This window comes from Lacipirellula sp., from assembly GCF_965279485.1.
Classification (GTDB): domain Bacteria; phylum Planctomycetota; class Planctomycetia; order Pirellulales; family Lacipirellulaceae; genus Lacipirellula.
Window position 1 is genome coordinate 1,247,087 of sequence record NZ_CBDIIC010000002.1, and the last position, 25,602, is coordinate 1,272,688.

Sequence of the window (25,602 nt, forward strand, 5' to 3'; positions counted from 1 at the left end):
CACAATCCCCCCTCCTGAAGGAAGGGGTTAGCGTTTCCTGACGTTAGTTATCGTGGCTGGGCGGAGCGCCAGGCTGCGAGTCTGTTTCGAATGGCGTCTTGGCTACGGGCGCTGCCTGCCGATCATGGCGGATTGAGAGGCCAATGAAGCCCACCATCGCAGCGACGGTCAGCAATCCGCCGGCGCGGACCAAGTTCAAAATCGCCAAGCCGTATTTGCCATTCGTTGGATCGTAATGCAGACAAAGCAGCAGTAGTTCATCGACCGGCGAACCGATCTGCCCCTGCGAGGCTTCCACCAAGCCGAGCCGCACGTCGCGCGTCGGGTAATCGATGCCGTAGAAGTAGCGTGAAACGCGACCTTCGGGCGTGAGGATGACGATCCCGCTGGCGTGGGCGTATTCGTTGCTCTTCTTGTCGTAGACGTATTGGAAACCGACGGAATCGGCTGCGGCTTTCACCGTTTCTTGATCGCCGATGAGGAAGTTCCAGCCGGCTGCGTCGCCATTGCGATTGAACGCATGAACGACTGAATTCTTCTTGTCGGCGGCGATCTCGACTGTGTCGGTAGCGTCGAAGCTGACGACGACGATGTTGAAATCCTTACCTGCTTCAAAGTCGATCGCTTGCAACGTCTTCGCCGCGCTATTGAGGACCATGTTGCACAACCGCGGGCAGCGGTAGTAAGCCAACACGAAGACGGTCGGCTTACCGTCCATGCAGTCGGCGAGCGTGACTTCTTTGCCGTCAGAATTTGTGAACTTGGCGTCAACGTCGACTTGGTTGTCGAGGCGTTGATGGAACTGTACTTCCTTGATGGCGACCGCATCGGGCGACATCAACATCGGCGAGAGTTCTTCATCGGTCGCCGCCTGGAGCGGCGCTGCGAACAGGGCGATCGCAAGCATGATCGCCGGAGCAACCATGCCGATGAGCCGTGCAGCACGCGAGTTCAAATTCGCTATGTGGGTAATCATTGGGCGGCTCCAGATTCGGCCGCGACGCCTTGCGCGACGGGGGGCCAATCGGGGAGCCCGCGCTCGGCGGTGATTTCGATCGCCCGCTCGATCGGGATGCGAACGATGCCACGATCGCGGTCGACCCAGGCGGTTTCGTGAATCTGCTTCTCCTGCGACGCGCGGTAGAGCCGCAAGTCGAGCCGCTCGGCAACTTGGAGCAGCGGTCCGGGAGGCGCCGGCGGCTCGCCCGACTCGGCGAGCGGCGACGGCGAAATGTCGGCCTCTTCTGCTTGGTCGAGGAAGAGATCGAATAGGCCCACCACCACGGCGCCGGTCACGACCATCGTGATCGCGAGCGCTCCGAGGAACATGCCGAGCGAGCTAATGCTGACGTCGCTATCTTCATGGACGTGCGCAGCCGTCGTATGGAGATGCGGCAGTTCTTCTTCGTGACGTTGGTCGTCTGTCTTGTGGTCGGACATCTTAGTGGTGCCCCCCCTTCTTCTTTTTCTGCTTCGAAGCAGCGGCCTCGGCCTGAGCGAAGGTCTTCGGCCGGCGACGATTGAAGACCAGCCACCAGACGCCGCCGATGCCAACCGTCAGGCCAGCGTCGATCCAGGGGAAGAAGCCGTGATATTCGTGCTCGGCGGCCGCATGGGCGCCATCGTGCGCGGCTTCCGCGGCGCCGTGGCTAGCTTCGTGGGCCAAGTGAGCAAGATGTGCGAAGTAGGCCTGAGCGGAGGGTTCGACGTACCAAACGTACATCACCCACTCCATGCAGACCACGAGCAGCGCCATGAAGCCGAGCCGGGCCGGATCCCGCTTCCAGTCGCGATTGAGTAGACCGAAAAACGGCACGATCCAGTGGAAGACCAGCAGCGAGATCGCGACCCACAACCAGCCATGATCTAGGCGTCGGATCACCCAGACCACCTCTTCTGGTAGGTTGCCGTACCAGATGATGAAGAGCTGCGAGAAATTCACGTACATCCAGAACATGATCAAGCCGGCCATCAGCTTGCCGAGATCGTGGAATTGATCGATCTGGTACGGAGTGATCGACGGAGCGCGGCGAGCGTCGCGAGTGGCGAGGAAGATCGCGAGCGCCAAGGCGCCGACGCCTTGCGCGGCGAAGATGATCACGCCGTAAATCGCCGAGAACCAGTGCGGCTCAAGCGACATCATCCAGTCAATCGCCGAGAACGTCACCGCCAAGCCATGCAGGCCCAGACCAACGCCGCTAAACCGACGAAAGCGATGGTGCGCGGGGCTATCAGGCGCGGCGTTCGTGCGAGCCTGCCAACTGAGTAGGCCGAGCAGCAGGAACCAGAGGGTGAAGTAGATCCCTGCGCGAATCTGGAAAAATTCGACGTTGAGGTAGAACTTCGCCTTGTACTGCAGCATCGCGTCGCCCGCGACGATTGCGGGGTCGGCCCATTCGTAGACTTGCGACAAGTTCAACGCGATCGGGATGAACAAGATCGCCGTGACCGGCAGCAACCCGGTGGTGGCGCGCAGGTAGGGCCGAATCGCGTCGCCCCACTTGCCTCCCGAAAGGTTGTGGAGCAGTTGCAGCGCGATGCTGCCCAGTACGAGGCCGTTCCAGAACAGCCACGCAACTAGGTACGACGCGAAGAACTGGTGATGGTTCTGCGACCAGCCGACCGCACCGACGATAGCGCCGACGACAATCGCGCCGGCGGCGAATGGCAGCGGCGAACGGGCGGCGGGTTGTGGGTTCGATGCGGCGGTCACGGAGCGCTCGGCGACTGGGTGGTAGCTGGCTGGGCGTTTTCGAGTTGTTGACGTTCGGCCTCGGGGACGTCGTCAAGCTTGGCGTACTGAGTGAGTTGCAGCGCTCGCACATAAGCGGCCATCGCCCAACGATCCTTCACTGGAATCTGCGACGCATAGCTCGGCATAACGCCGAAGCCGTTCGTGGCGACGTCGAAGAAGTAACCAAGCGGCATCCCGCGGAGACGATCGCTATGATACGTCGGCGGCTTGCGGTAACCGCGGAGGACGATCATGCCGTCGCCGTCGCCGGAGAAGCCGTGGCAGTTGCTGCAGAAGATGTTGAATCGCTGTTCGCCCCGCTTCAGCAATGCGGCGTTCAACTCGATCGACTCGGGCAGTTCGTCGGTGAACTGACCGTTGACCTTGCCGCTGTTAAAGACGTCGTTCGGCGAGATCGCGCCGTACTCGACCACTCCTTCGACGAGCGGACGCGAGGAACGGCCATCGTCGAAGAACGTATTCTTCTCCAGCGGCTCAAGGCGCGGCTGGTCGTACATATCGCGATGGCACCCAGCCAGCGCGAGCAGCGCCGGCAGAGAAAGCGCCCACGCGAGGGAAGGGCGTGCGAGTTGTCGCGGTCGCGAAACCATGGGGCGCTGGTGGTTGGGCGCTGGGCGCTTGTTGAAAAATGGGATGCGGTTAGTTGTCGACCGTCGTCACATGCGTGGCGCCGATGCTGCGGAGGAAATCGCTCGCAGCGACCTCGTCGAACTTCTTATCTTTGGACTCAATGCAAATGAAAAACCGGCTCTGCGACGCCTGACTGAATTCTGGAACGTTGAACAGCGGATGGTACGGCATCGGCAGCCCGTTGAGGGCCAACATGCCGAGCACCGCCGTAATCGCAGCGCCGAGAATCGTCGTTTCGAACGTCACCGGAATGAACGCCGGCCAGGTGTTCACCGGACGGCCGCCGATGTTCATCGGGTAGGCGATGACCGAGCAATAGTAGCAGAGCCCAAACCCGGCCAACCCGCCGACGATGCCGCCGAGCAGCACGAGGAACGGCAGCTTCGTCCGCTTGGCGCCGAGCGCTTCCGCGAGGCCGTGGACCGGCATCGGAGCGTAGGCGTCAGTCCGCACGTAGCCCGCTTCACGAACCTTGTGGGCCGCTGCCAGCAGGTGGTCGGCGTCGGCGAACTCGCCGAGGACGCCGTACAGAGCGGGAGTTTCAGGGGCGCCGTGGTGATCACTCATGGTGGTGCTCCTCCTCTTTATGCAGGAGCTCGCGCATTTCGAAGATCGAAATCACCGGCAGGAAGCGGATGAACAGGAACAGCAAGAACAGGAAGACGCCAATCGTGCCGATGTACGTCGACCAGTCCCAGAAGGTCGGGTAGAACATGCCCCACGACGACGGCAGGTAGTCGCGATGGAGGCTCGTGATCACGATCACGAACCGCTCGAGCCACATGCCGATGTTCGCCACGATCGCGATGCACCACAGCAGTACTGGGGACAGGCGGATCTTGCGAACCCACAGCAACTGCGGCGTCAACGTGTTGCACAGAATGAGCGACCAGAACGCCGGAGCGTAGGGGCCGACCATGCGATTCATCGTCAGATATTCTTCGTAGGTGTTCGCGCTGTAGAACCCGAAGAAGACTTCCATCACATAGCCGTACGACACCATTAGGCTCGTCGCGAGCATGACCTTCGCCATGTTGTCGAGATGGCGATCAGTGATGAAGTCTTGCAGGCCGTAAGCAGCTCGCAGCGGAATGGCGAGCGTCAGCACCATCGCGAAGCCGGAGTAAATGGCGCCGGCGACGAAGTAGGGGGGGAACAGCGTATTGTGCCAGCCGGGGATGATCGACATCGCGAAGTCGAAACCGACCACCGTGTGCACGGAGACGACGAGCGGCGTCGCGATGCCGGCGAGCAGCAGGTAGGCGGCGTCGAACCGGCGCCAATGGCGGGCCGAACTCCGCCAGCCGAACGACAACATGCCGTAGGTGTACTTGCCGACCTTGCTTTGGGCCCGATCGCGAAGGGTCGCGAGGTCGGGAATCAGACCGGTGTACCAGAACAAGAACGACACCGTCATGTACGTCGAAACGGCAAACACGTCCCACAGCAGCGGGCTGCGGAATTGCGGCCAAATGCCCATCGTGTTCGGAATCGGCATCAGCCAGTAGAAGAGCCAGATGCGACCCAAGTGAAGCAGCGGATACATGCCGGCGCACACGACGGCAAACAGCGTCATCGCTTCAGCGAAGCGATTGATACTCGTCCGCCACGACTGGTTCAGCAGCAACAACACAGCGGAGATCAGCGTTCCAGCGTGGCCGATGCCGACCCACCAGACGAAGATGATGATCGCGAAACCCCAGCCGACCGGGACGTTGATGCCCCAGATGCCGACGCCGCGAGCAATCAGATAAACGACGCTGACCAGCAAAACTTGAACGAGCAGAAACGAAACCGCCAGACCGAACAACCAGCCGCGCGACATCCCCTTGGTAAGGACGATCGAGCTGATCTGATCGGTGATGGAGCCGTAGCTATGGCCCGGCGCAAGAACGGGGATTTCCGCCGCTGCGGCTGTCGCCGATCGTTGATCGCTATGGGATGTGGCCATCGAGGGCGCCTTCAAGTATCCGCTCTAACTAAGCGAGCGCTGGGTTGGGGTTCCGCAAGCGGACCAGGTAGGTGGTGCGGGGACGAACGCCGAGTTCCGAAAGCGCTCCGTAGTTACGGGCGTCCTGCTTCAACTTGGCGACGCGGCTCTCGGAGTCGTTAATATTGCCGAAGACAATCGCCTGCGACGGGCATGCCTGTTGGCAAGCCGTCTGCAGCGTACCGTCGACTAGCGATGGTTTCTCACCCTTCTCGACGCCTTCCTTCTTGGCGTCGATCCGAGCGTGATTGATCCGCTGGACGCAGTAGGTGCACTTCTCCATCACGCCGCGGTTGCGAACCGTTACCTCCGGGTTCCGCATCAGTTGCAGCACCGGGGTCGTCGTGTCGGAATATTGGAAGAAGTTGAAACGGCGAACCTTGTACGGGCAGTTGTTCGAGCAGTACCGCGTACCGACGCAGCGATTGTAGGTCATCTCGTTGAGACCTTCGTCGCTGTGGGTCGTCGCAGCGACCGGGCAGACGACTTCGCACGGCGCCTTCTCGCAATGCTGGCAGAGCATCGGCTGGTGAATCGCCTCGGGACTCTCCGGATCGCCGGAATAGTAGAGGTCCATCCGAATCCAGGCCATCTCGCGGTTGTTGAGCACTTGCTCTTTGCCGACGATCGGGATGTTGTTTTCCGCTTGGCAGGCCATGACGCAAGTGTTGCAGCCCGAGCACTTGGTCAGATCGATCGCCATGCCCCAGGCGAAGTTTTCCTTGTCGTAGTCTTCCCACAGCGGAAGCAACGACGCGAATGGGCCACGAACGGCGTCGGGCAAAATCCCCTGCGGGTCTTTCTTGAACTCTTCGACCGTCGTCGAGTGAACGATGTTGCGGCCGTCGATTTCGTGATGCGTCTGCGTGATGGCAAGGGCCATCTTTTCGCCGGTCTTCTTCAGCTCGGCGTCGCGGGCAATGTAACCGCCGTGCGACGTGCGGAACTTGTACGCATCGAAGCCGATCTTCGAACCAATCTTCCCTGCCAGCGTTCGACCGTAACCGAAGTGGCAAGTGATGCTGCCCGGACCGTGGCCCGGCATGATGCAAACGGGGGCCTTCACCTCCTGGCCGCCCGATTCGATGCGGACAATATCGCCGGTCTTTAGATTCAGCTCGTCGGCGTCCGCCTTGCCAATCAGGACGGCATTATCCCAAGTCAGCTTACTCATCGGCTTCGGCGCTTCTTGCAGCCAGCCGTTGTTGGCGTAACGACCGTCGCCGATCGTGGGATCGGGCAGCAGCACCATCTCGAATGCGAGGTTGCCCGCGACCGCCGGAATCGCCGGCAAGTTCGCCACGGCGTCGCCTTGGACCGTCGCCGTTTGCGTTTTGAACTTGGTATCGGCAATGACGCCGTCGGCGAGTGCTTTGTGCCAGCCTTCTTCGAAGCCGCCGCCCAAAGCCGCTTGCCACGTGGCGCGGACCAGATTGTAACTCGACTCGATCGTCGGGTCGGCAATCGCCGCGACCACTTCGTGAGACGTCTTGCCGTTGTAGAGCGGGGCGATCATCGGCTGCACGATCGCCGCCGTGCCGTCGTAACCGCGAGCGTCGCTCCACGACTCGAGGTAGTGAGCCGCAGGAATGTGCCAGTGGCACAACTCCGACGTTTCGTCTTCGAACAGGCTCAGGTGAACGGCGAGCGGTGTCTTGCGAATCGCTTGGGCGAAGTTCAGGTCGACCGGAGCGTCGTAGACCGGGTTGCCATCGAGAATGATCAGCGCCTGCACCTGACCGCCGTTCAGGGCGTCGGTCAGTTCGCGCATCGAGGCGGCCGAGTCTTCCCCGCCGGCGGCGATCGATTCGATATAGTTAACCGTCGGGCCGACGTTGCCGAGTTCCGCGTTGATCGCGTAGGCCAACACATGCGCCGACGCCGGCAGGTGGTCGCCAGCAATCACGATTGAGCGGCCGCGCTTGCTCTGCAGATCGCTGGCCACCGCATCGAGCCACTTCACGTCGACGCCGCCCGGCAGGTCGGCGGGCAGAGCCCCGGCAATCTCGAGTTTGCGAGCGAGCGCCCGGAGGAACTGCTCCGACTGCGACGGGCTCAGCGGCAACCGGTTGTCGGCGGCGGCCCCAGTCGGCGTGTAGGTGCTCTCGATCGAGTAAAGACGATTCGGCCCCAGGCCGGGATACTGCGTCTCGCTCTCCACGCCGCGGCGCGACATGAAGTCGTGCGAGTAACGCACCGAAGCGCCGCCGCGCGACAGGAAGTCCGAATCAATCGCGACGACCACATCCGCATTGGTGAAATCGTAGATCGGCGCAAGATCGGCGCCGAAGGCAAGCTGCGCTGCCTGGCGAGCGCTGTCGTTACTAACTGGCTCAAACTGATGCCAACGGGCCTGCGGCAACGCGGCGAGCAGCGCTTCGCGTTGGCGAGCCAGCGTCGGCGAAGTCACCGGCGAGCTCAAGATCCGCAAGCCGGCGCCATCGCCGCCGGCCGGCAGAGCGCCGCGGATGGCGCCGACAAAATCGCCCCACGTGGCAATGATCCCGAGATGCTTGACCGTTTGCGAACGGTCGGGATCGTACATCGTTAGCAGCGAGGCCTGAGCGAACGCGTCGGTCGCCCCGAGGCTGGCGCTGTGGAGCTTGTTGCCTTCAAGCTTCGTCGGCCGGCCCATGTTGCTGGTCGCGACGAGGCCGATGGCGCCGTCGCTGTTGGGCATCGCCGTGGCGAAGTAATTCGGCAAGCCCGGGGTAATCCGGTCGGGCTGCCGGACGTACGGCATAATTTGTTCGGAAGGACTGTGGTTGCAACCCGTGGCGCCAGCCAGCGCGACCGAGGCGCCCATCAACTGCAGAAAGCGGCGGCGATCTGTCGGCGATTGCTCCCACACCGAGGCCAGGCGCGGAAACTCGCGCACGAGGCGTTCCTCGAAGGCGGGATCTCCGGCTAACTCCTCGAAGCTCCGCCAGAACTTCGGCATCGACGACTCTTGGGGAGCCTCGCTCTGGGGCGGCTTATGATGGCAACTCACGACTGGTCCTTCTAGTAGCTCACCGTCGCTTAAATCGAACGACGGCCACCGCTTCTTAGTGGTGACAAACGGAGCAATTCGTCTCGCTGGCAATCTGATGAACTTGCATCAGATCGATAGCGACGTTGGAAACGCCTGGTTCGGCGTCGGTCTTCTCCGGGGCCGAGGGGAGCGGCTCCATCGAAAATACCTTGTCTCGCGGGCGGATGTTTGGCTCGGGATTGCGATGGCACTCAATGCACCACTGCATGTGCAACGTCTTCGCACGCCACATCAACGGCATCTCGTCGACGCGACCGTGACACGACACGCATCCGACGCCCTTGGCGACATGGATGCTGTGGTCGAAGTAAGCAAAGTCGGGCAGGTCGTGCACGCGCGTCCACGGAATCGATTCGCCGCTGCGGAAGCTCGCTCGCACCACTTCCAGCTTCGGGCTGTCGGCCCAAATCTGCGAGTGGCAGGTCATGCAAGTCGCCGTCGGCGGGATGCCTGCGAACGGGCTCGACTCGACCGACGTATGGCAATAGCGGCAATCGATGCCGAGGCCGGAGACGTGATGCTCGTGGCTGAATTCAACCGGCTGAGGTCGCACCACGCCGACTTGCGTCGCGTAGGACGAACGAAGCAGGGTCCATAAAATTCCGCCGGCGCCAGCGAGAATGAACACCGCGCCAAAAATGCTGGCGCGGGCAATTGTGTTCATGCTGGGATGAAATATCTGAGCCATCGATGCGACGCGGAGCTCTCTGTTCTGCGGGCAGGTGGGATGAATTCAGGTGGGTTGCGCCGAAGCACTATAATGCGCGGCGAAGGGTAATGTCTGCAAGGGCCAAATGGGCTGGGAAGGCTCGACTTTCCGCGGGTTTTTCAATTCATTGCGTAAAGCCGCGAGCAGCGAAACGATGATCCGCTCATCGTCACGCAAGAGCCCTCTGTTCTTGAGATCGAGTCTCGCTGATCGAGCGGCTCGTCTGATGCGGCGCCGAGCAGCTCGGGATTACGAGCGCGTAATCTGACCGGCGAAAACCGACTCAACCGCCGCGCGCACCCAAGGAATTCAATCAGTCGGACGCCGCAACGCCCTGACTTTAAACTTCGAGCAAAATGCGGGCTGGGTTCTCGATCGCCTCTTTGATGCTGCGAAGGAACGTCACCGCTTCGCGACCGTCGACGATGCGGTGATCGTACGTGAGCGCGAGGTACATCATCGGACGAATCACCACCTGGCCGTCGATGGCGACGGGGCGATTGACGATCGAGTGCATCCCGAGCACGCCGCTCTGCGGCGGATTGACGATCGGCGTCGACAACAGCGAACCATACACACCGCCGTTGGTGATCGTGAACGTGCCGCCCTGCAGTTCTTCGACGCGGAGGCTGCCGGTTTGGGCCCGCTTGGCGAGATCGTTGATCGACTTCTCGATGGTGGCGAACGACATTTCTTCCGCATTGCGGAGAACCGGCACAAACAGCCCGCGTTCACTGCCGATCGCGACGCCGACGTCGAAGTAACGGCGATAGACCACCTTATCGCCTTCGATGATCGCGTTGATCTCGGGGCATTGCTTCAGCGCGTCGACGGCCGCCTTGACGAAGAACGACATGAAGCCAAGACGCACGCCATGCCGCTTCTCAAACGCTTCGCCGAGGCCGCCGCGAAGCTCTTTCACCGCCGTCATGTCAACTTCATTGAAGGTAGTGAGTAGCGCGGCGTTCTGCGTCGCGTCGAGCAACCGCGCCGCGATGCGGCGACGCACGGGGCTCATCGAGACGACTTCTTCGGTCCGATTGCCGGCGCCAACTTGCAGCGACTGCGAGTAGTTGGCCGGTTTGGCGGTGTGATTGACCGGTTGCGTGACGATCGGCGCCGGAGCAGGGGCCTTGGCCGGTTCGGCCTTCGCAGCCGGGGCGGGCGCGGGTGCCGGGGCGGGCTTCGGCGGCTCCGGGGCAGGAGCCGGCTTGGGCGCTTCGGCGACAGGAGCGGGCGCTGGAGCCGGAGCTTCCGGGGCCTTTTCGGGAGCCTTTTTTTCGGGAGCGGCTTCGACTGCATCGAGATAGGCGATCACCTCGCCGACTTCCGCCGTGTCGCCTGCTTGCTTCAAGATCTTCGTGATCACGCCCGCGCTCGGCGACGGCACGTCGAGCGTCGCCTTCTCCGATTCCAGCTCGACGAGGTTCTCATCGACGGCGACCGTGGAGCCTTCGCCCTTGTACCATTGGCCAATGAAAATTTCGGAAACCGACTCGCCGATTACCGGGACCTTCAATTCGATGGGCATTTCAACTCTCTGACGATGGGCGGCCAGCGATCAATCGGAGCCGCGGTGGGGATGTATGTAAGTCAGTTGGCGTCGAAGCCAACAAAAAAGACCGGCTCGTCAGTAAACTGAGCGCCGGTCGCTGAAAGCAGTGTCTATTCACGCAGCAGAGCGCGATCAACTAGTTCGGCCTGCTCACGTTCGTGAGCCGTCTTCGAACCAGTGGCCGGCGAAGCCGATGCCGGGCGGCTGATGCACTTAAGCGGGTATTGCAGGCACAGACTGTCGTCCCACATCGAACGGAGGAATCGCCAAGCGCCCATGTTTTCCGGCTCTTCCTGCACCCAGACCAACGGCGTCCCCTTCGGCAGCGGAGCCAAAGCGGCGAGCAGCTGATTCATCGGCAGCGGGTAAAGCTGCTCGATGCGGATGATCGGCGGCCCATCGATGCCGAGCGCCTGCCGTCGTGCACGCAGATCGAAGTAGACCTTGCCCGAGCAAAGGATGACGCGGGTATCGCGATCACTCAGCCGGCTCGTCGACTCCGGCAACACGCCGTGGAAGCGACCGCGCGACAGCTCGGCCATCGTCGAGACGCACTCTTTATGACGAAGCAAACTCTTCGGCGTCATGATCACCAGCGGCTTCCGCCACGGGCGAACCACCTGACGGCGGAGGCAGTGGAAGTATTGCGCCGGCGTCGTCGGGCAAACGACCTGAATGTTGTCGTCAGCCGCGAGGGTGAGGAATCGCTCCAAGCGGGCGCTGGAGTGCTCTGGCCCCTGTCCTTCAAAACCGTGCGGCAAGAGAAGCGTCAATCCGCTCAACCGGCGCCACTTCACTTCAGCGCTCGCGATGAACTGGTCGATGATCACCTGCCCAGCATTGGCGAAGTCGCCGAACTGGGCTTCCCAAGCCACGAGCCCTTCGGGGCAGTCGAGGCTGTAGCCATAGTCGAAACCGAGCACGCCGGCTTCCGACAGCGGGCTGTTGACGATTTCCACCGGCCCCTGCTCGGGCGACAGGTGGGCGAGCGGCATGAACTTGTTGCCGTCTTTCACGTCGTGCAGCACCGCGTGGCGTTGGCTGAACGTGCCGCGTTCGCAGTCCTGACCGCTCAGCCGAATGCGAACGCCCTGCGCCGCCAGACTGGCGAACGCCAGTGATTCGGCCGTGGCCCAATCGAGCGGTTCTTCACCGGAGGCCATCTGCCGCTTCCGCTCCATCGCCCGCACGAGCTTCGGATGAATATGGAAACCTTCCGGCACCACGGTCAGCTTTTCGAGCAATTCGACGAGTCGCTCTTGCTCGACGCCGGTAACAACGTTCGGCGCTTTCTCGAATGGACCGCCGTAGTAATTGGCCCAGGGGCCGGTCGGCGTTGGGTTGGCCAATTGAAAGTCGCGGGCCTTCGCCGAGGCGAAATCGGCTTCGAGCTTCGCGTGACGGTCCTTCGCAATTTGCTCCGCTTCATCGGCAGTAATGCCGCCGAGAGCGAGCAGACGCTTCAGGTAGCCTTCGCGGACCGAATTCTGGGCGCCGATCGCTTGGTACATCAACGGCTGGGTGAACGACGGCTCATCGCCTTCGTTGTGCCCGCGCTGACGGTAGCAGTACATGTCGATCACCGCGTCGCGCTGGAATTCCTTACGGAAGTCGAGCGCCAGGCGAACGGCCTGCGCGACCGCTTCAGGATCTTCGCCGTTGACGTGGAAGATCGGGATTTGCAGCAACTTCGCCACGTCGGTCGCGTAGGCGCTCGAACGGGCTTCAATCGGCGTCGTCGTGAAGCCGATTTGGTTGTTGACGATCACATGCAGCGTGCCGCCGACGCGATAGCCGGGCAGCTCGCTCATGTTGAGAATTTCTTGCACCACGCCTTCGCCGGCAAACGCCGCGTCACCGTGGACGAGGACGACCATCCCCTTTTGACGCTGAGCGTCGCCGTAGCGATCTTGCTTGGCCCGCATGCGTCCCATCGCCACGCCGTCGACGTACTCCAGATGGCTCGGGTTGAAGCAGAGCGACAAGTGAACCTTGTTGCCCTTGCCGGTGACCCAGTCGCCCGAGTAGCCGAGGTGGTACTTCACGTCGCCGGGGCCGGTCCGTTGCGGCGACTCCAGGTCCATGAATTCCCGGAAAATCTCGCGTGGACGCTTGCCGATGACGTTGGCCAGCACGTTTAGCCGGCCGCGGTGAGCCATCGCGATGACGACTTCATTAATGCCGTCGTTGCCAGCCTTTTCCAGGGCCATATCGAGCAGTGGAATGAGGCTCTCGCCTCCTTCGAGAGAAAAGCTCTTGGCGCCGGTGAACTTCGTCTGCAGAAATTGTTCGAACGAAGCGGCTTCATTCAGCTTCTTGAGAATGCGGAGTTGCTCGTCGCGCGACAGCTCCGTGCGATTCTCCGTCTCTTCCATCCGCGACTGCAGCCACTCGCGAATCACCAGGTCGTCAATGTGCATGAACTGCACGCCGATCGCCCGGCAGTAGGTGTTTTGCAACCAGCTGACGATCTCGCGGAGCGTCCGCTGTTTCGGCCCCTGCATCGTGCGAGTCGAGAAGACCCGATCGTAGTCAGCTTCGGTGAAGCCGTAGTACGCGGGATCGAGTTCCGGCGGCCGCGGGCGGAACTGATCAAGCGGGTCGATGTCAGAAATGATGTGACCGCGGACACGGTAGTTGCGAATCAGCTGGTCGACGCGTTCTTGCCGAGCGGCGAGCTCTTCGTGCTTCCCGTTGCCGCTGCCGTTTCCGTTCACCGGGTAGGCGGGGCTGAATGGCGCCGTCGGCGGAGCGAGCCCCGGCACGCGGTGCGATTCGAGCACCAGCTTCGGCTCGCCCAATTGCGACGCGGCCAGCGTTGGATCAGCGAGCCGCGCGTCGACGACCGGCGCAGGCAAAGCCTGCGCAGTCAGCCTCGGCGTGGAGGGCTTGTGATCCGTCCCATTGGCCAATTCTCCGAACAGCGCACGCCAGTCGGCCGGCGCAGCGTCGGGATTGTCTTGATAAAGAGCGTAGAGCTGTTCGACGTAGTCGAGGCTCTGACTATTGAGTTGAAGTTGCGGACCGTCGACGTCCGCGGCAGGAGTGGCCATTTGCTATGGAGTCGGGCATTGCGGTAAGAGGTGCCGGTTGAGCAATAAGTATACTATATTTTTTGCCCCGCCCCTGGAACCGCACTACCCGGCAATTGGGCCGGATTGAGGGATGTTTTTGCCGCTTTTTTGCGCAGCCGCGCTAGACATCGCTCACGCCAGCTCCCGCCGCTGCGCAACGATTCGCTGCCCTAGCGCAGCGACGCGAAACTGATAAACGACAAAAGGGCGGAAGTTTTCAGCCACTAACAGACTGGCTGGTTAGCCAGTCTGTCAGCGGAAAAACTTCCGCCCCTCGATTTGCCACTAAACTAATTGGTCTTCTTCGCTTGGCCGGCGGTCGACATCTCTTCGATGTTCGCCAAGTGTCCGTCAAACGAGGCGCCAGCGATCGACAGCAGCATCTCCCCGCCAGCCGGAACCAACCGGTGGAAGAACCGCGGTTGCTTCAGCTCGACAACCGCTTCCCACGACTTGCCGTCGTCCGAAAGGCGGTAGAGCGAATCTTGCGTGCCGCTCGCAAACAGCTTGCCGTCGAGGTTCCACGCCGAGGCGCCGAACCCGTCCATATCCTCGCCCGGCAGTTCCGCCAGTTCGGTCCACTCGCCGGTGGCGGGATTGAGCAAGCTTACCTGCCGCGAGATGTTGACGTCCGCGTCCATTCCGCCGAGGGCGATCAGCTTGCCGTTCCACTGAGCGGCGGCCAGCGCGCGGCGGCGGAAGTTCGGCTTGGCGATCGCTTCCCACTTACCTTGCGGATTCGTTAGGTCGAACGCCCAGGCCGTGTCGAGCCAAGTTCCCTTGCGGTCGCCATCGAGCGTCCAGCCGCCAACGACGTACAACTTGTCGCCGATCACCACCGCGTCGTGCGACGAGCGGGCTTCCGGCAGCGGGGCGAGGGCGGTCCACTTTTGCGTGGCCGGATCGAAGCTCGAGAATTCGGCGACCGAGTGGAGATCTTCATCCTCGCCGTCGGCGTTCTTGGCGTTCAGGCCGCCGACGCGGTAGAGCTTGCCGTTGTGGGCCACAAGCGGCAGACCCTGCAGCGGCGTTTCCATGGGGAGTTCTTCCCATTCCTTGCCGCCGTCGAGCTTGATGCGGAGGAACTTCTGCGACAGGTTCTCCTTCGAGTGCTCGTGCTCGCCGCCGGTGTGGCCGCTGTAGACGTAGAGGTAACCGTCGCTCACCGCCGCGCCGAAGCTGGAGACGGCTTCCGGCAGGGCAGGGTAGGCGCTCAGCGCTTCGTCGGAAGCAGGCTTCTTCTTGGCGTTCTGGCCGTGACCGCCATGGCCCCCGTGGGCGTGACCGTGCGGGTTCTTCTTTTCCGCGGTCGCACTTTTGTGGTTAAAGAGAAGCGTGCCGTAGTTGCCAACGCTCGTGTAGGCCTTGCCTTCGTGCTCGCCCTTTTCACCCTTCTTCATGTAGCTGGTGATGGCGCTTACCGGCCCCGAAGCCGGTTCTTCGAAGGTCGCGATGCCCTTGGCGTCGGTCTTCGCTTCTTGCGTGTCGCCCTTCGAGTCGGTCAGTGCGATGCCGGCGCCTTCCAGCGGCTGGCCTTCCCACGTGACGAGCAGAGCGAGCCCTTCGTCCGACGCCTTCGGCGAAACGTCGAGCTTCAGGCCTTTCGAGGGGCCGGCTTTCTCCCAAGCGGCGACGGTCGTCCCCGGGATTTCCTTCGCGTAGTAGGTCAGCAGCATGCCGTGGTAGATGCCGTACTGAGCAGTCAGTTCGAGCACCGCGTCTTCGGCGACCGGCTTCTCCGAGCGGCGACCGACGAAATCGTCTTCTTCCAGGTTCTCAAGCGCGACGTCGGCCGCCTCGTCGCCGACGCGGGCCGCCAGCTTCGCTTCAGCGAGGGCCTCGGGCAGATGATAGTTCCGTTCTTCAGGGCTCTCGCCGAAGAACACAAGCGCCCGACCCTCGCCGTCAACGGCCAGCCAAGGGAAGTGGGCCTGAGCCTGACCAACCGCAAGGCACAGCGCCGACAGGGCCAGAGCAAAGCGGAAACGAACCGCCGAGAGAGACATTTTCATTCCTCAAACATTAGAAAAACACGCGTCGCGCCCACGGCCCGCACAAAGTCGTCGAGCCGCTGCGGGGACTAATTGATTTCAGGATTGGCTTCTTCGCCGTTGCGGGTCACCAGCGCCGTCATCGCATCGCGATCGATTTCGGTGCGAATGAACTGCACGGAACCATCGAGCAAAACGAACTGCACGCCGCCCGGATGATCGCTGCGGAACGTCGTACGGTAGCGGGTATCCCATTCACGATTGGAATCGTTGAAATTGTAATTCGCCAGTTGGCCGGTCATCAGCCCTAAATGCCCGTAAGCATGGTGCCAATATCCCTGGGCCCACGCGAAGTCGCCGTAGCACGATCCGCCGTTGCCTGTGCAACTCGATTCGTAGTGGGTATCCCAGTGGTAACCCTCCCACGCGTAGTTCGTTTCGCCGACTAGCAGCGTGTGGGTCGTCCCGTCGGTAATCATCTCGATGCCGAGGTCGTAACGTTTCCCCCTGGCCGTGGGGGGGGCGGTGAACGCCCCGTTCAACAGAGCTTCCGGCTTGTACATCACGCGCGTGCTGATCACGTAGCTGCCGGGCCCCAGCTTTTCGCCGCACGCATCGGGAACATTACGCGGCAGATTCATCCCGGGGCACATATACATCGGCTGCGACGTTTCGGTGAACTTCCGGTTATTGACGCCGTTGGCGGGGTCCTGAGCCGAGGGATCCTTCGTGACGTCGTACTGCGCGTACAGCCCTCCCTGCTCCAAGTAGGGGAGAAGCAAAATGAAGGTGCTTCCCAGATGCTCGTAGAACGTATCGCCAGCCGCCAAACCGCCGCCCGCGCCTAGCACCTGGGGAGGCGGCAGCGTTTTTTGAGCGCTTTCGAAATTCAGCGTTGCGAGGCCAATCTGCTTCAGATTGTTGCGACACGACGTCCGCCGGGCCGCCTCGCGAGCCGCTTGCACAGCAGGAAGCAGCAACGCGACGAGCGCGCCGATGATGGCAATTGCCACCAGTAACTCGACGAGCGTGAACCCGCGATTCGATCGGCTTCCCTGTTGCATAGATAATCCTGCGCAATCTACCCGCGAGAGGAAAATCGTGACCGGCGGCCTCGCAGCAGTGCGGCGGCGCCGCACACTGCCAGCAAGCCGGCGGTCGGTTCCGGGACAGAGGCGACCGGCGAGTTGGTCGTTTGCCCGAAGTGTTCCTTCCAAACAGTTAGGTCGCCCGCGTCAACGCTTCCGTTTCCATTGCCATCCGCACCAGACCCAGCGGGCGACGCCGCGGTCCCAAAGCTGCGCTGCCAGGCCAGGAAGTCGGCGCCATCGACCGATCCATTCCCGTTGTAGTCGCCGGCAAGCCCTGCAGGTCCCTCAGGAAGAATCGTGACGTTCAACGCGATCGTCGGGCCAGCGCCGTTAGGGTTGGCGCCAACGTCGAGATCATCCAGATAGAAGTCAGGATAGGCGACTGAACTGCTTTGTCCATCGGGCTCAAACAATGACGAAAACGTAAACCCGAGGTGTCCCTGGGCGAGCGAATTCTGAATGTAGGCTAACACCGCCGGGTTGCTCAGATTCGGCGTGAACTCGAACAAGTCGCCGCTGCTGAGCATGTCGCCGGGCTGGAGTTCCGTCCCTTGGCTGTTGTACGCCTTGCCGATCGCGAAAGGCGATGGCGTGAACGCCGCCGTCGTATGGGTCGCTTCCGTCGCGCTGTATCCGCCGACGAGCGAGTTTTCTGCATCGCGGCCATTCAAGTCGATTGCGTAGTAGTTGTAAGGGGCGGAGCCCGCCCAGCGCGGCTGCCGGAGCGAATACGTTCCGGTAGCCGGATTGGAGCCGAAACCGAACGTCGTTAGTCCGTTGTTAAACGCAACGCCGTACATTTCGATCGGGTGATCGACGTCGCTATCCGTTCCCGCCACGACGGCGGCCGATTCGTCGAGCGTGCCGTCGTACGCCAGCGTATAGCCAAACTCGGGGAGAATCAGCGACCCGAGCAGGGTCATCTTGATTTTGAGCGAATTGATTTGATATCGCGACGCAGCGACCACCGGAACCGTCGTCGAGGTATTGGCGGCGACCAAGACGCTGCCGCGCCGGGTTGGCTCTGAGCCGGTCCCTTGAAAGAAAGTCGGCGTGCCATCCTGCGTCGACGAGTAAGCGGTAAACAGCGATCCGCGATCGCGGACAGAACCGGGCCCGTTCCCGCTCGGCACTGGGTACGACCACATCTGGATTTCAGGAAGGTCGTTGAAGTAGGCGATGGTCTGCGCCGACGCCTTCGTAGCGTCGCAGCAGCAGAACGCAGCGATTGCGAGCGCCGCCCTGGCGAGCGTCAGCATCGCAACGTGCGGTCGGCGGCCAGTCTGTGCAGGGTGGTTCATGTCGCAGTGTCGTCTGTTCGTTAAACGCAACCGCCGCCGGCGTCGAAAGGACTTCGACGCCGGCGGCTTGAATGCCAATCAAAGCTGTCGTGTCAATCAGCCGGCGATCCGACGGCGAAGCGCCGCGAGGCCGCACAGCCCAAAGCCAGCCATCGCCAGCGTGGCCGGTTCAGGAACGATCGCCGGTGCAACGGCGTTAAACGTCGTGGCGCCGTTGTAGTAATCGAGTTGCACCCCTGCGAGCGCCGAGTGGTTGGCGGCAGTGTCGAAGAGGGCGGTGTAGGCCGCAGCAGCCGGAAGCTGCCACTCGGCCCAGTAGTAGTGGAATCCGCTGGCAACGCCGCGATCGATGAATTCCGTCGGGGCGGTGCTATTGAGCAGCAGCGTCGAGTTGGTGATCGAGTTGTTGCCCGCCGAGTCAAAGGCGATTTGCAGTACAACCGTCGTGTTGGCTTCGGTCGTCGAGGCGCCGGTCAACGAGGTGGTGAAACGCCCCTTGCTGCTGCCCGTGTAGAGCGATCCGGTCGCCACCTGGGCCGGCGGAGCGAACGTCGGCGGAGGAACCACGCCGCCCTTCACCGTCGCGGCGCCAACGCCAGACGAAAGGTTCGGAGCATGCGAAGCAGAGTAGTCGGAGACGGCGTTCGTCGTCACGACGAAGTTGTCCCATTCGAACGAACCGGTCGAAGGAACGGCCTGATCGGTGAATAGCGTGTTGGCCGAAACGACGTTCGCAACGGCGAACATGGCGGCGCAAGCGATCGAGGCGAGAGCAAAGCGGCGAATCATTAGACGGTCACTCCAGAGTGGGTGGGTGCACAAGCTCGCTAACCTTGAACGAACGAGTGCGTGGATTGACGGAACCGGCCCTCACGCATGCGAATGATCAGCAATGCATTTGGCTGGCTACTAAACGGCGAGTCTCCTATGTGCTCCTGCGAGACCGGCGTCCGGGCGAAGCGATCTTGCGATCGGCGGTCTTGATATCGAGTCTCAGTAGCGATAGATTATCCGACCTGACGGCCGCGTCAATGGGGGCGGCCCGTGTTTCGCCCTGTATTTTTCGTTATCTGAAGCCTGCAGCGGCCGCCGCCAGCCAGCAAAATCCTCTCGAAGTGAGCTACCTATGACCGAGCCGGCGACCAAGCCAGACGCCGCATTACGGGCGGCAGACCTCTACGAACGCGGGTTTTCGCGGGCGGCGATTGACGTTCTTGAGACCGAGCTTCGCCTCCAACCCGAAGCCGGGGCTTTGTGGCGGCTGCGCGCCGTCATGCTGCAACGCGAAGGGAGGCTCGATGAGGCGTTCGACAACATTCAGCGGGCACTCGCCCTGGTTCCGCTCGGCTACGAGGGGTTGCTCGTGTTGGCGGCCGGCTACTTGCGGCAAGGGCATCGGGCCTCGGCGGCAAGCCTGCTGACCGACCTGACGGCCGATGGCGATTTCCCCGCCGAGCTGTGGGAACCGCTCTACAACTCGCTTTGCGCGATCGAGCGGTGGCAAGCGGCGCTGGCTGTCTGCCGCCGGGCCGCTCGTCTACGCCCCGACGACGACGCGATCTGCTTCGCCGCCGCGAACACGCTCGCCCGCCTGGGCCGCCCGCCGCAACTGTCGCTCGCGATGCTTCGGCGGGCCATCGGCCTGAACCCCGCCGAGCCGCGCTATCGCGTCTCGCTCTCAATGCAGCTGGTGCGAATGGGGCAGATCGACGATGCCTACCGCACGTTCTGCGAGCTGACGCGCGACGAGGTCGAGGGCATCAGCTGCCGCTGCTGCCTGCAGAAGGCGCTGCAGCTTTGCATCGATCGCGGCGACGCCGGCCGATCGTCGTGGCTCGCGAGCCGACTAGCGATGATCTCGCTCGCCAAGCGGAGTGCGGCCGCGCCAAACTCCCAAGCTCAGGAGGGCCACCAATGACTGAATCGTTCACTCCGCCGACCCCGTCGATCGCGCCAGTCGTCCCTTCCCAGCCAGCAAGCGAGCCGCGCAACTTGCAATCTGCCGAGCTGTTCCAAGGCGCGCGCGTCGTCGAAATCACCCACTCGGGCGAAACCTATCGACTGCTGCTGACGCGGAACAACCGCCTTATTCTGCAGAAGTAACCTTCTCCGCCTCGGCAGCAGCAGGGGCGTCGAGCACCTTCAGCTTCAGGTTGCGGAAGCGAACCTCGGTTGGCCCGCCCGAGTGGAGTTGCAGCGCGAACACGCCGCGACGGTCGCCATCGGGATCGTCGAGATCGACGCACGGCTTGCCGTTGATCCACGTGCGGATGTGGCTTCCCTCGGCGACGATCTTGTAGTCGTTCCACTCGCCCTTGCGGACGAACTCCTCGCCCGACTTGTCCCACAGCAGGGCGCGACCCGACTCTTCGTAGAGCTTGCCCCACCAGTCGGGGCCGATGTCGGCCTGGTAGCCCTTCGCTTCGCCCCCTTCGGCAGGCTGGCTGCGGAACTGCACGCCGCTATTCCCGGCGTCGTCGACAAGTTTCACTTGGAACGTCAGCTCGAAATCGCCCACGGCGAAGTCGCTGAACAGGAACTCGTTCTTCGCTAGCCCATTCTTACTACGGCCGACGAGTTCGCCCTCTTCGACCGACCACAGCTCCTGATTGCCGTTCCAACCGGCGAGGTCCTTGCCATTGAAGAACAGCTCTTGGTTGTCGGCTTGCGCTTGGATCGGGTTCTGGCCCTTAGCCTGCAGGTAAGCGAACAGCGAGGCGATTTGCTGCGGCGAAAACTGCTTCAGTTGATCCTCGGGCATCATCGAGGCGTCGCTCAATTGGCGGTCCTCGATTTCATCCTGGGGGACAACAATCGTTTCGGTCGTGGTTTGAATCGTGACCGACTTGTCGTCTTCCGCCTTCACGAGACCTGAAATGACGAGACCGTCGACCGTCAGGATGACCGTTTGTTGGTAATCCTTCGAAATCACGGAGCTTGGATCGATCACGTTCGACAGCAAGTACTCGACGTCGGCGCGGTTCGAACCCGTGAGATCGGGACCGATCTTGGCGCCAACGCCGTACAGCGTGTGGCACTGCTGGCAGGTCTTCACGAACACGGCGCGGCCAACCTCCACGTTGGGCGTCGCCGGCGGGTGCTTGAGCATCTCGCGGAGCGCGACGATCATCGCCGCCTTGTCGGCCGGCGTACTGCGCACCTGCCCCCAGACGTTAGCGAGCAGTTCGTCGAGATCCGCGTTTTTGTGGTTCTGCAGTTGGCGCACGAGGTCCGCCGACAGGTCGGCGGCCGGAATCTGCTTGGCTTCGATCGCCTTAAGCAGTTCGACGCCATAGCCGGGACGCGAGCAGAGCGTCGCCAGCGCCGCCCGTTTGGCCCCTGGCGAGGCGTTGCCGTAAATCTTCAGAACGGCGGCAGGAACTGCAGCGTCCTCGTAGAGCGCGAGGCCGGAAAGGGCCGGCTCGCACAGGCCGGGGTCGGCCAGCAGCTTGAGCAGCACCGGCGCCAGGCCCGGGTCTTTCACGCGGAGTAGGGCGTCGAGAGCCTGCCGACGAGCCCCGTCGCTCGCCTTGCCATCGACAACGACAGCCCGCAGTGCGGCCATCGCATCCTTGTCGCCGAACGTCACGCCGAGTGCCGTTGCCTCGCGACGGACTTTTTCATCGCTGCTCTTCGCCGCCTTGGCAGCCGCGGCAGGCCAGCTCTTCGGCTGGGCGACTTGCCGTTGGCCCTGCAGGGCGGTGCGCATGCCGGCGATGAGTTCAAGTTGCTCGCCAGCGTTGTCCGACTCGGCGACGGCCTGCACGAGCGTGGCGAGCGCCTCCGGCGAGTCGATGCTCGCGATGCGGCGAATCATGAACTTCCTCAGCAGCGGAATCGTCTTGCCGCACGACAGGCCAAACTTCAGCGCCTGTTCGGGATTCTCCGCAGCGAGCGGTTCGGCGGCGAACCAATACATGAGCGGAAGATTGTGATCGTCGGCGTCCTCGGCGTGCCGCGTGAGGGCCGCAAGGATCTCCCACCGATGGGCCAGCGGCACGTGTTGCAGCGCCGCGGCGAGATAGAGCCGCACCACCTGCGAAGAATCTTGCTGGGCCATCGCGGCAAACTGCTGCACCATGTCTCGCTGGGGCGTTTTGCCGCCATCCCAGGTGAATTGAATCACCCAGCCGCGAACGTACGGCGACTGATGCTTCAGCAGCGTCGCCGCGAGGTCGGACGGAATGCCGCCGGTGACGTGCAGGGCCCACATCGCCCGTTGCACGCGGCTCGAATCGGCATTGTTCTTGGCGATTGAAACGAGTTCATTTCGTGCGTCAACGCTTAGCTTTCCCGCGGCGGCCCGTTCTTGCAGGATGCGGCGAGAGTGGCGGACATACCAATCGTTCTTGTCGAGAGCGAGCTTCGCCAGTTCGACGTCGCTCAGCTTGCCGAGATCAACCTTCCCCGCCTTCTTCTCGCCGTAGACGATCTTGTAAATGCGGCCGTTGCTGCGATCGTGCCCTTCGACGTTGTTGTGATGGCAGGCGTTCGTATCGTACCAGTCGATCAGGAAGCAGTTCCCGTCTGGCCCGTAGCGGAAGTTGAGAATCTGCGACGCCAAGTCGCCCGTCAGCAGGAAGTCGGGCCCGTGGCTGCCAATGAAGCCTGAGCCTTGCGGCTTCAAGATGTCGGTGTTGAGCCGCTGCCCGTGAATGTTGTTCATGAAGATGCGACCGCGATATTCCTCGGGCCACGCACCGCCGAGGTAAATCATCGCGCCGGAGTGGGCATGTCCGCCGCCGGCGTCGCCCGACTTGCCGTTGCCGCCGTGGGGATTCTCGCCGAGATAGTGGCGATGGTCGGCAATTGTCTGGATGTCGGCATAGGTGAACGGATTGAAGTGCGTTCCCGCCTGACGTTGGTAGCGTGCGCCCGGAATGTTGTAGTAGAGGTGAGGGATGACGCAGGCGGTGGTGAACGCCTGGCCGTTGTCGTCGAAGTCGACTCCCCACGGATTACTCGTCCCTTCGGTGAAGATTTCGAAGACGTGCTGCGTAGGATGGTATCGCCAGATGGCGCCGTTTAGCGGAATCCGCTTGTCGTCCGGCGTTCCCGGCTTGCCGATGCGCGAGTGGGTGAACACGCCGTGGCAGCCATAGAGCCAGCCGTCCGGCCCCCAGATAAACGTGTTTAGCGTCTCGTGCGTGTCTTGATACGCCCAGCCGTCGAGCAAAATCTCCGGCTTGCCGTCCGGCACGTCGTCGCCGTTGCGATCGGGAATGAACAACAGATAAGGGGCCGCGCCGACCCAGACGCCGCCGAAGCCAAGCTCGATGCCGCTCACCAAGTTCAGGTTGTCGGCGAAGACCTTGTGCGAGTCGAACTTTCCGTCGCCATCCGAGTCTTCGAAGATGAGGATGCGGTCGGTCCCTTTGCCTTCCGGAGCGCGAATCGGGTACTCGTACGCCTCGGCGACCCACAACCGGCCGCGGTCGTCGAGCGCCATCGCGATCGGCTGCTTCACGTCGGGTTCTTGGGCGGAGAGAATCGCCTTGAACCCCGCCGGTAGCTTCATGGCCGCAACCGCCTCTTCGCCGGAAAGACCAGCGTAGGGATAGAGGTCGTCCGTCAATTCGCCGACCGGTTGATTCGCGATCGCCGGCTTCTCATCGTGAAAGCGGAAGTGGTCGAAATTAACGTGTCCCCAACCAGCGCTACCGTGATCAATCAAGCGAATGAAGACCTCCTTGCCGAGATGTTTCGACAAATCGGCCGCGGCTTGCGACATCAGTTCAGTCATCCGCCCGCTGGCGTGAAAGATGACCTCGCCTGATTGCTTGTCGACGATCTGCGCGCCGAGCGCTTTGCCGGAACCGCCGCCAACCAGAAAGCTGGCGTAGGGGTGCGTCACCTTGAACGGAATACTGGTCAACTCTCCCTGGGGACCGTCGCCCTTGCGCTCGTAGGTGCCGATCCAATACTGCCCCTTCTGGCCGCTCGTCTGATCGACCAACCGCTTACCGACCGTATCGCCTTCGACCGGAAGCTCCGCGAACGCGGTACCGGTGGCGGTCCAGTCGCTCAGGTCGCCTTTTTCAAAGTCGAGATTTAACCGCCGGCCGTCGGCTGCCGTCGCGGGAAAGCCATCGGGATTGGCCGCCGTTTCCGCTTTCTTGTCGGCAGCGTGCTCGGGCAGCGTCGGCTTCTCGACGCCGTCGCGCAGCTTCGGCTGCGATTCGTTCCACTTCGCTTCGTCGACTTCTTCCGCCTTGTGCGTCAGGACGAACGTCCCCTTCTTACTGCCGACGACGACATCGGGCAGTTTGTCGCCGTTGATGTCGCGCGCGACGACCTGCGTGCCGACGCCCGAGTTGTTGTCGATTTCATGCGGCACGAAGCGGGCTGAACCGTTGTCGCGCACCGTTTGGAACCAGTACAGCACCGCCGGCTCCAGCGAGCCGGGGTCATGCTCCGCATGAGCCCACCACCGCTTGCCGGTGACGATGTCGAGCACGCCGTCGCCGTCCATGTCGACGAGGTCGACCGCGTGGAGTTGCGAGAAGGCGACGCCGTAGTCGTTTTCCTCGGGCTTCTCGCCCATGATCTTGTGTTCGATGAACTCGATCTTGTCGCCGTTCTTCACCTGCTCAAACCAGGCGAGGCCGTACGAGTGAGCCGCCTTCGCGGTGAGAACGTCGTTGTCGCCATCGCCGTCGAAGTCGTAGGCGAACATGTGCGAACCGCCCGGCTCGCTGAACTTCACCTCGTGGAACGCCCACGGCTCGTCGGTCACCTTCTCGGGTTGCTCCCACCAGCCGTTTTGTTCGAGCAGGTCGAGGCGGCCATCGCCGTTGACGTCGCCGACGCCGATGCCGTGCGTGAACCGCTGATACCCGCGCACTGGCGAGACGGGATGGAACTTCCAGAGTTGGGTCGGATCCTGCGGAATCTCGGCATAGCCAATTTGTCCGCCGCTCATGCAGACAAGATCGGGCACGCCGTCGCCGGTGACGTCGGTGAAGGTCGGCGATTCGTTGTCGGTCACCGCGAGGGCAATGTGCCGCTTCCAGGGGCCTTCTTTCCCTTGCGGATTTTCGAACCACGACGTTTCCGCACCGGGGAAGCCGATGATCAGAATGTCGTCCCAACCATCGCCGTTGAAATCGTGCGTGAATGCGAAGAAGTTCTCGGAGTAACCAGCGATGTCGAACGGCTTGGCCGGGTAGTATTCGTGCCGCTTGAGAAACTTCGGCCCTTCGTACCAGTAGGGCCCGGACACGATGTCGTTGACGCCGTCATGATTGAAGTCGCCGAAGTTGGCGCCCTCGCCGTAAAACTCCTTCGAGAGTTGCTCCTTCTTGAAGGAGTGCTTCACGAACTTGTCGTGCCCTGCATGGCCTTCGTGGGCCGTCGCGAGCGAGGTCAGAGCAACGAACGACAAGAGCGCGCAGCACGCGCGAGAAAGCTTCATCATCGCAGAAGTTCCTTGAGAGGCGCACCTTCCCGCATCGCGGAAAGGAATGAAACGC

At 62.2% G+C, this 25,602-nt stretch carries 17 protein-coding genes; 2 read left to right on the plus strand and 15 right to left on the minus strand.

Annotated elements, in window-relative coordinates; all coding sequences use genetic code 11:
• Positions 1–43: 43 nt before the first annotated feature.
• The 14 genes from ACQY7R_RS12620 to ACQY7R_RS12685 all read right to left on the minus strand — a co-directional run bounded on the left by ACQY7R_RS12620 (position 44) and on the right by ACQY7R_RS12685 (position 18,919).
• The gene (locus ACQY7R_RS12620; protein WP_428305951.1) at positions 44–976 is read right to left on the minus strand and encodes an SCO family protein; all 933 of its coding nucleotides are present in this window, start codon (positions 974–976) and stop codon (positions 44–46) included.
• Positions 973–1,440 carry a hypothetical protein gene (locus ACQY7R_RS12625; protein WP_428305952.1) on the minus strand — a complete coding sequence of 156 codons (468 nt, stop codon included), beginning with the start codon at positions 1,438–1,440 and terminating at the stop codon, positions 973–975. Before ACQY7R_RS12625 ends, ACQY7R_RS12620 begins: the two co-directional genes overlap by 4 nt.
• A gap of 1 nt (position 1,441) precedes the next feature.
• Positions 1,442–2,713 carry a hypothetical protein gene (locus ACQY7R_RS12630; RefSeq protein ID WP_428305953.1) on the minus strand — a complete coding sequence of 424 codons (1,272 nt, stop codon included), beginning with the start codon at positions 2,711–2,713 and terminating at the stop codon, positions 1,442–1,444.
• On the minus strand, positions 2,710–3,345 hold the full coding sequence (locus ACQY7R_RS12635; RefSeq protein ID WP_428305954.1) for a c-type cytochrome: 636 nt from the start codon (positions 3,343–3,345) through the stop codon (positions 2,710–2,712). The genes ACQY7R_RS12630 and ACQY7R_RS12635 overlap by 4 nt, the downstream gene beginning before the upstream one ends.
• A gap of 49 nt (positions 3,346–3,394) precedes the next feature.
• Positions 3,395–3,952, minus strand: a complete 558-nt coding sequence (locus ACQY7R_RS12640; RefSeq protein WP_428305955.1) for a DUF3341 domain-containing protein — start codon at positions 3,950–3,952, stop codon at positions 3,395–3,397.
• The gene (nrfD, locus tag ACQY7R_RS12645) at positions 3,945–5,336 is read right to left on the minus strand and encodes an NrfD/PsrC family molybdoenzyme membrane anchor subunit (protein ID WP_428305956.1); all 1,392 of its coding nucleotides are present in this window, start codon (positions 5,334–5,336) and stop codon (positions 3,945–3,947) included. The genes ACQY7R_RS12640 and nrfD overlap by 8 nt, the downstream gene beginning before the upstream one ends.
• Before the next feature lie 28 nt (positions 5,337–5,364).
• Complete coding sequence (locus ACQY7R_RS12650; RefSeq protein WP_428305957.1) at positions 5,365–8,367, minus strand: TAT-variant-translocated molybdopterin oxidoreductase; 3,003 nt, start codon at positions 8,365–8,367, stop codon at positions 5,365–5,367.
• Positions 8,368–8,422: 55 nt separating this feature from the next.
• Positions 8,423–9,073, minus strand: coding sequence for a cytochrome c3 family protein (locus ACQY7R_RS12655; protein WP_428305958.1), 651 nt, complete (start codon positions 9,071–9,073; stop codon positions 8,423–8,425).
• 385 nt (positions 9,074–9,458) lie between these two features.
• Positions 9,459–10,649, minus strand: a complete 1,191-nt coding sequence (odhB, locus tag ACQY7R_RS12660) for a 2-oxoglutarate dehydrogenase complex dihydrolipoyllysine-residue succinyltransferase (RefSeq protein WP_428305959.1) — start codon at positions 10,647–10,649, stop codon at positions 9,459–9,461.
• A gap of 134 nt (positions 10,650–10,783) precedes the next feature.
• Positions 10,784–13,726 carry a 2-oxoglutarate dehydrogenase E1 component gene (locus ACQY7R_RS12665; RefSeq protein ID WP_428305960.1) on the minus strand — a complete coding sequence of 981 codons (2,943 nt, stop codon included), beginning with the start codon at positions 13,724–13,726 and terminating at the stop codon, positions 10,784–10,786.
• Between the two features lie 311 nt (positions 13,727–14,037).
• Positions 14,038–15,753 (minus strand): Kelch repeat-containing protein, encoded by a 1,716-nt coding sequence (locus ACQY7R_RS12670; protein ID WP_428305961.1) that lies wholly within the window; start codon positions 15,751–15,753, stop codon positions 14,038–14,040.
• 74 nt (positions 15,754–15,827) lie between these two features.
• Positions 15,828–16,802: a DUF1559 domain-containing protein gene (locus ACQY7R_RS12675; protein ID WP_428305962.1), complete on the minus strand. Its 975-nt coding sequence runs from the start codon at positions 16,800–16,802 to the stop codon at positions 15,828–15,830.
• 17 nt (positions 16,803–16,819) lie between these two features.
• Entirely contained in the window at positions 16,820–18,130 is a 1,311-nt protein-coding gene (locus ACQY7R_RS12680; protein ID WP_428305963.1) for a dockerin type I domain-containing protein, read from the minus strand.
• Between the two features lie 96 nt (positions 18,131–18,226).
• Positions 18,227–18,919, minus strand: a complete 693-nt coding sequence (locus ACQY7R_RS12685; protein ID WP_428305964.1) for a PEP-CTERM sorting domain-containing protein — start codon at positions 18,917–18,919, stop codon at positions 18,227–18,229.
• Positions 18,920–19,256: 337 nt separating this feature from the next.
• Here ACQY7R_RS12685 and ACQY7R_RS12690 point away from each other — a divergent pair, with 337 nt between their 5' ends.
• Positions 19,257–20,048: a tetratricopeptide repeat protein gene (locus ACQY7R_RS12690; RefSeq protein ID WP_428305965.1), complete on the plus strand. Its 792-nt coding sequence runs from the start codon at positions 19,257–19,259 to the stop codon at positions 20,046–20,048.
• The gene (hemP, locus tag ACQY7R_RS12695) at positions 20,045–20,233 is read left to right on the plus strand and encodes a hemin uptake protein HemP (protein ID WP_428305966.1); all 189 of its coding nucleotides are present in this window, start codon (positions 20,045–20,047) and stop codon (positions 20,231–20,233) included. Before ACQY7R_RS12690 ends, hemP begins: the two co-directional genes overlap by 4 nt.
• Here the strand turns inward: hemP and ACQY7R_RS12700 are convergent.
• Positions 20,217–25,547, minus strand: coding sequence for a PVC-type heme-binding CxxCH protein (locus tag ACQY7R_RS12700; protein ID WP_428305967.1), 5,331 nt, complete (start codon positions 25,545–25,547; stop codon positions 20,217–20,219). The genes hemP and ACQY7R_RS12700 overlap by 17 nt on opposite strands.
• Positions 25,548–25,602 lie beyond the last annotated feature (55 nt).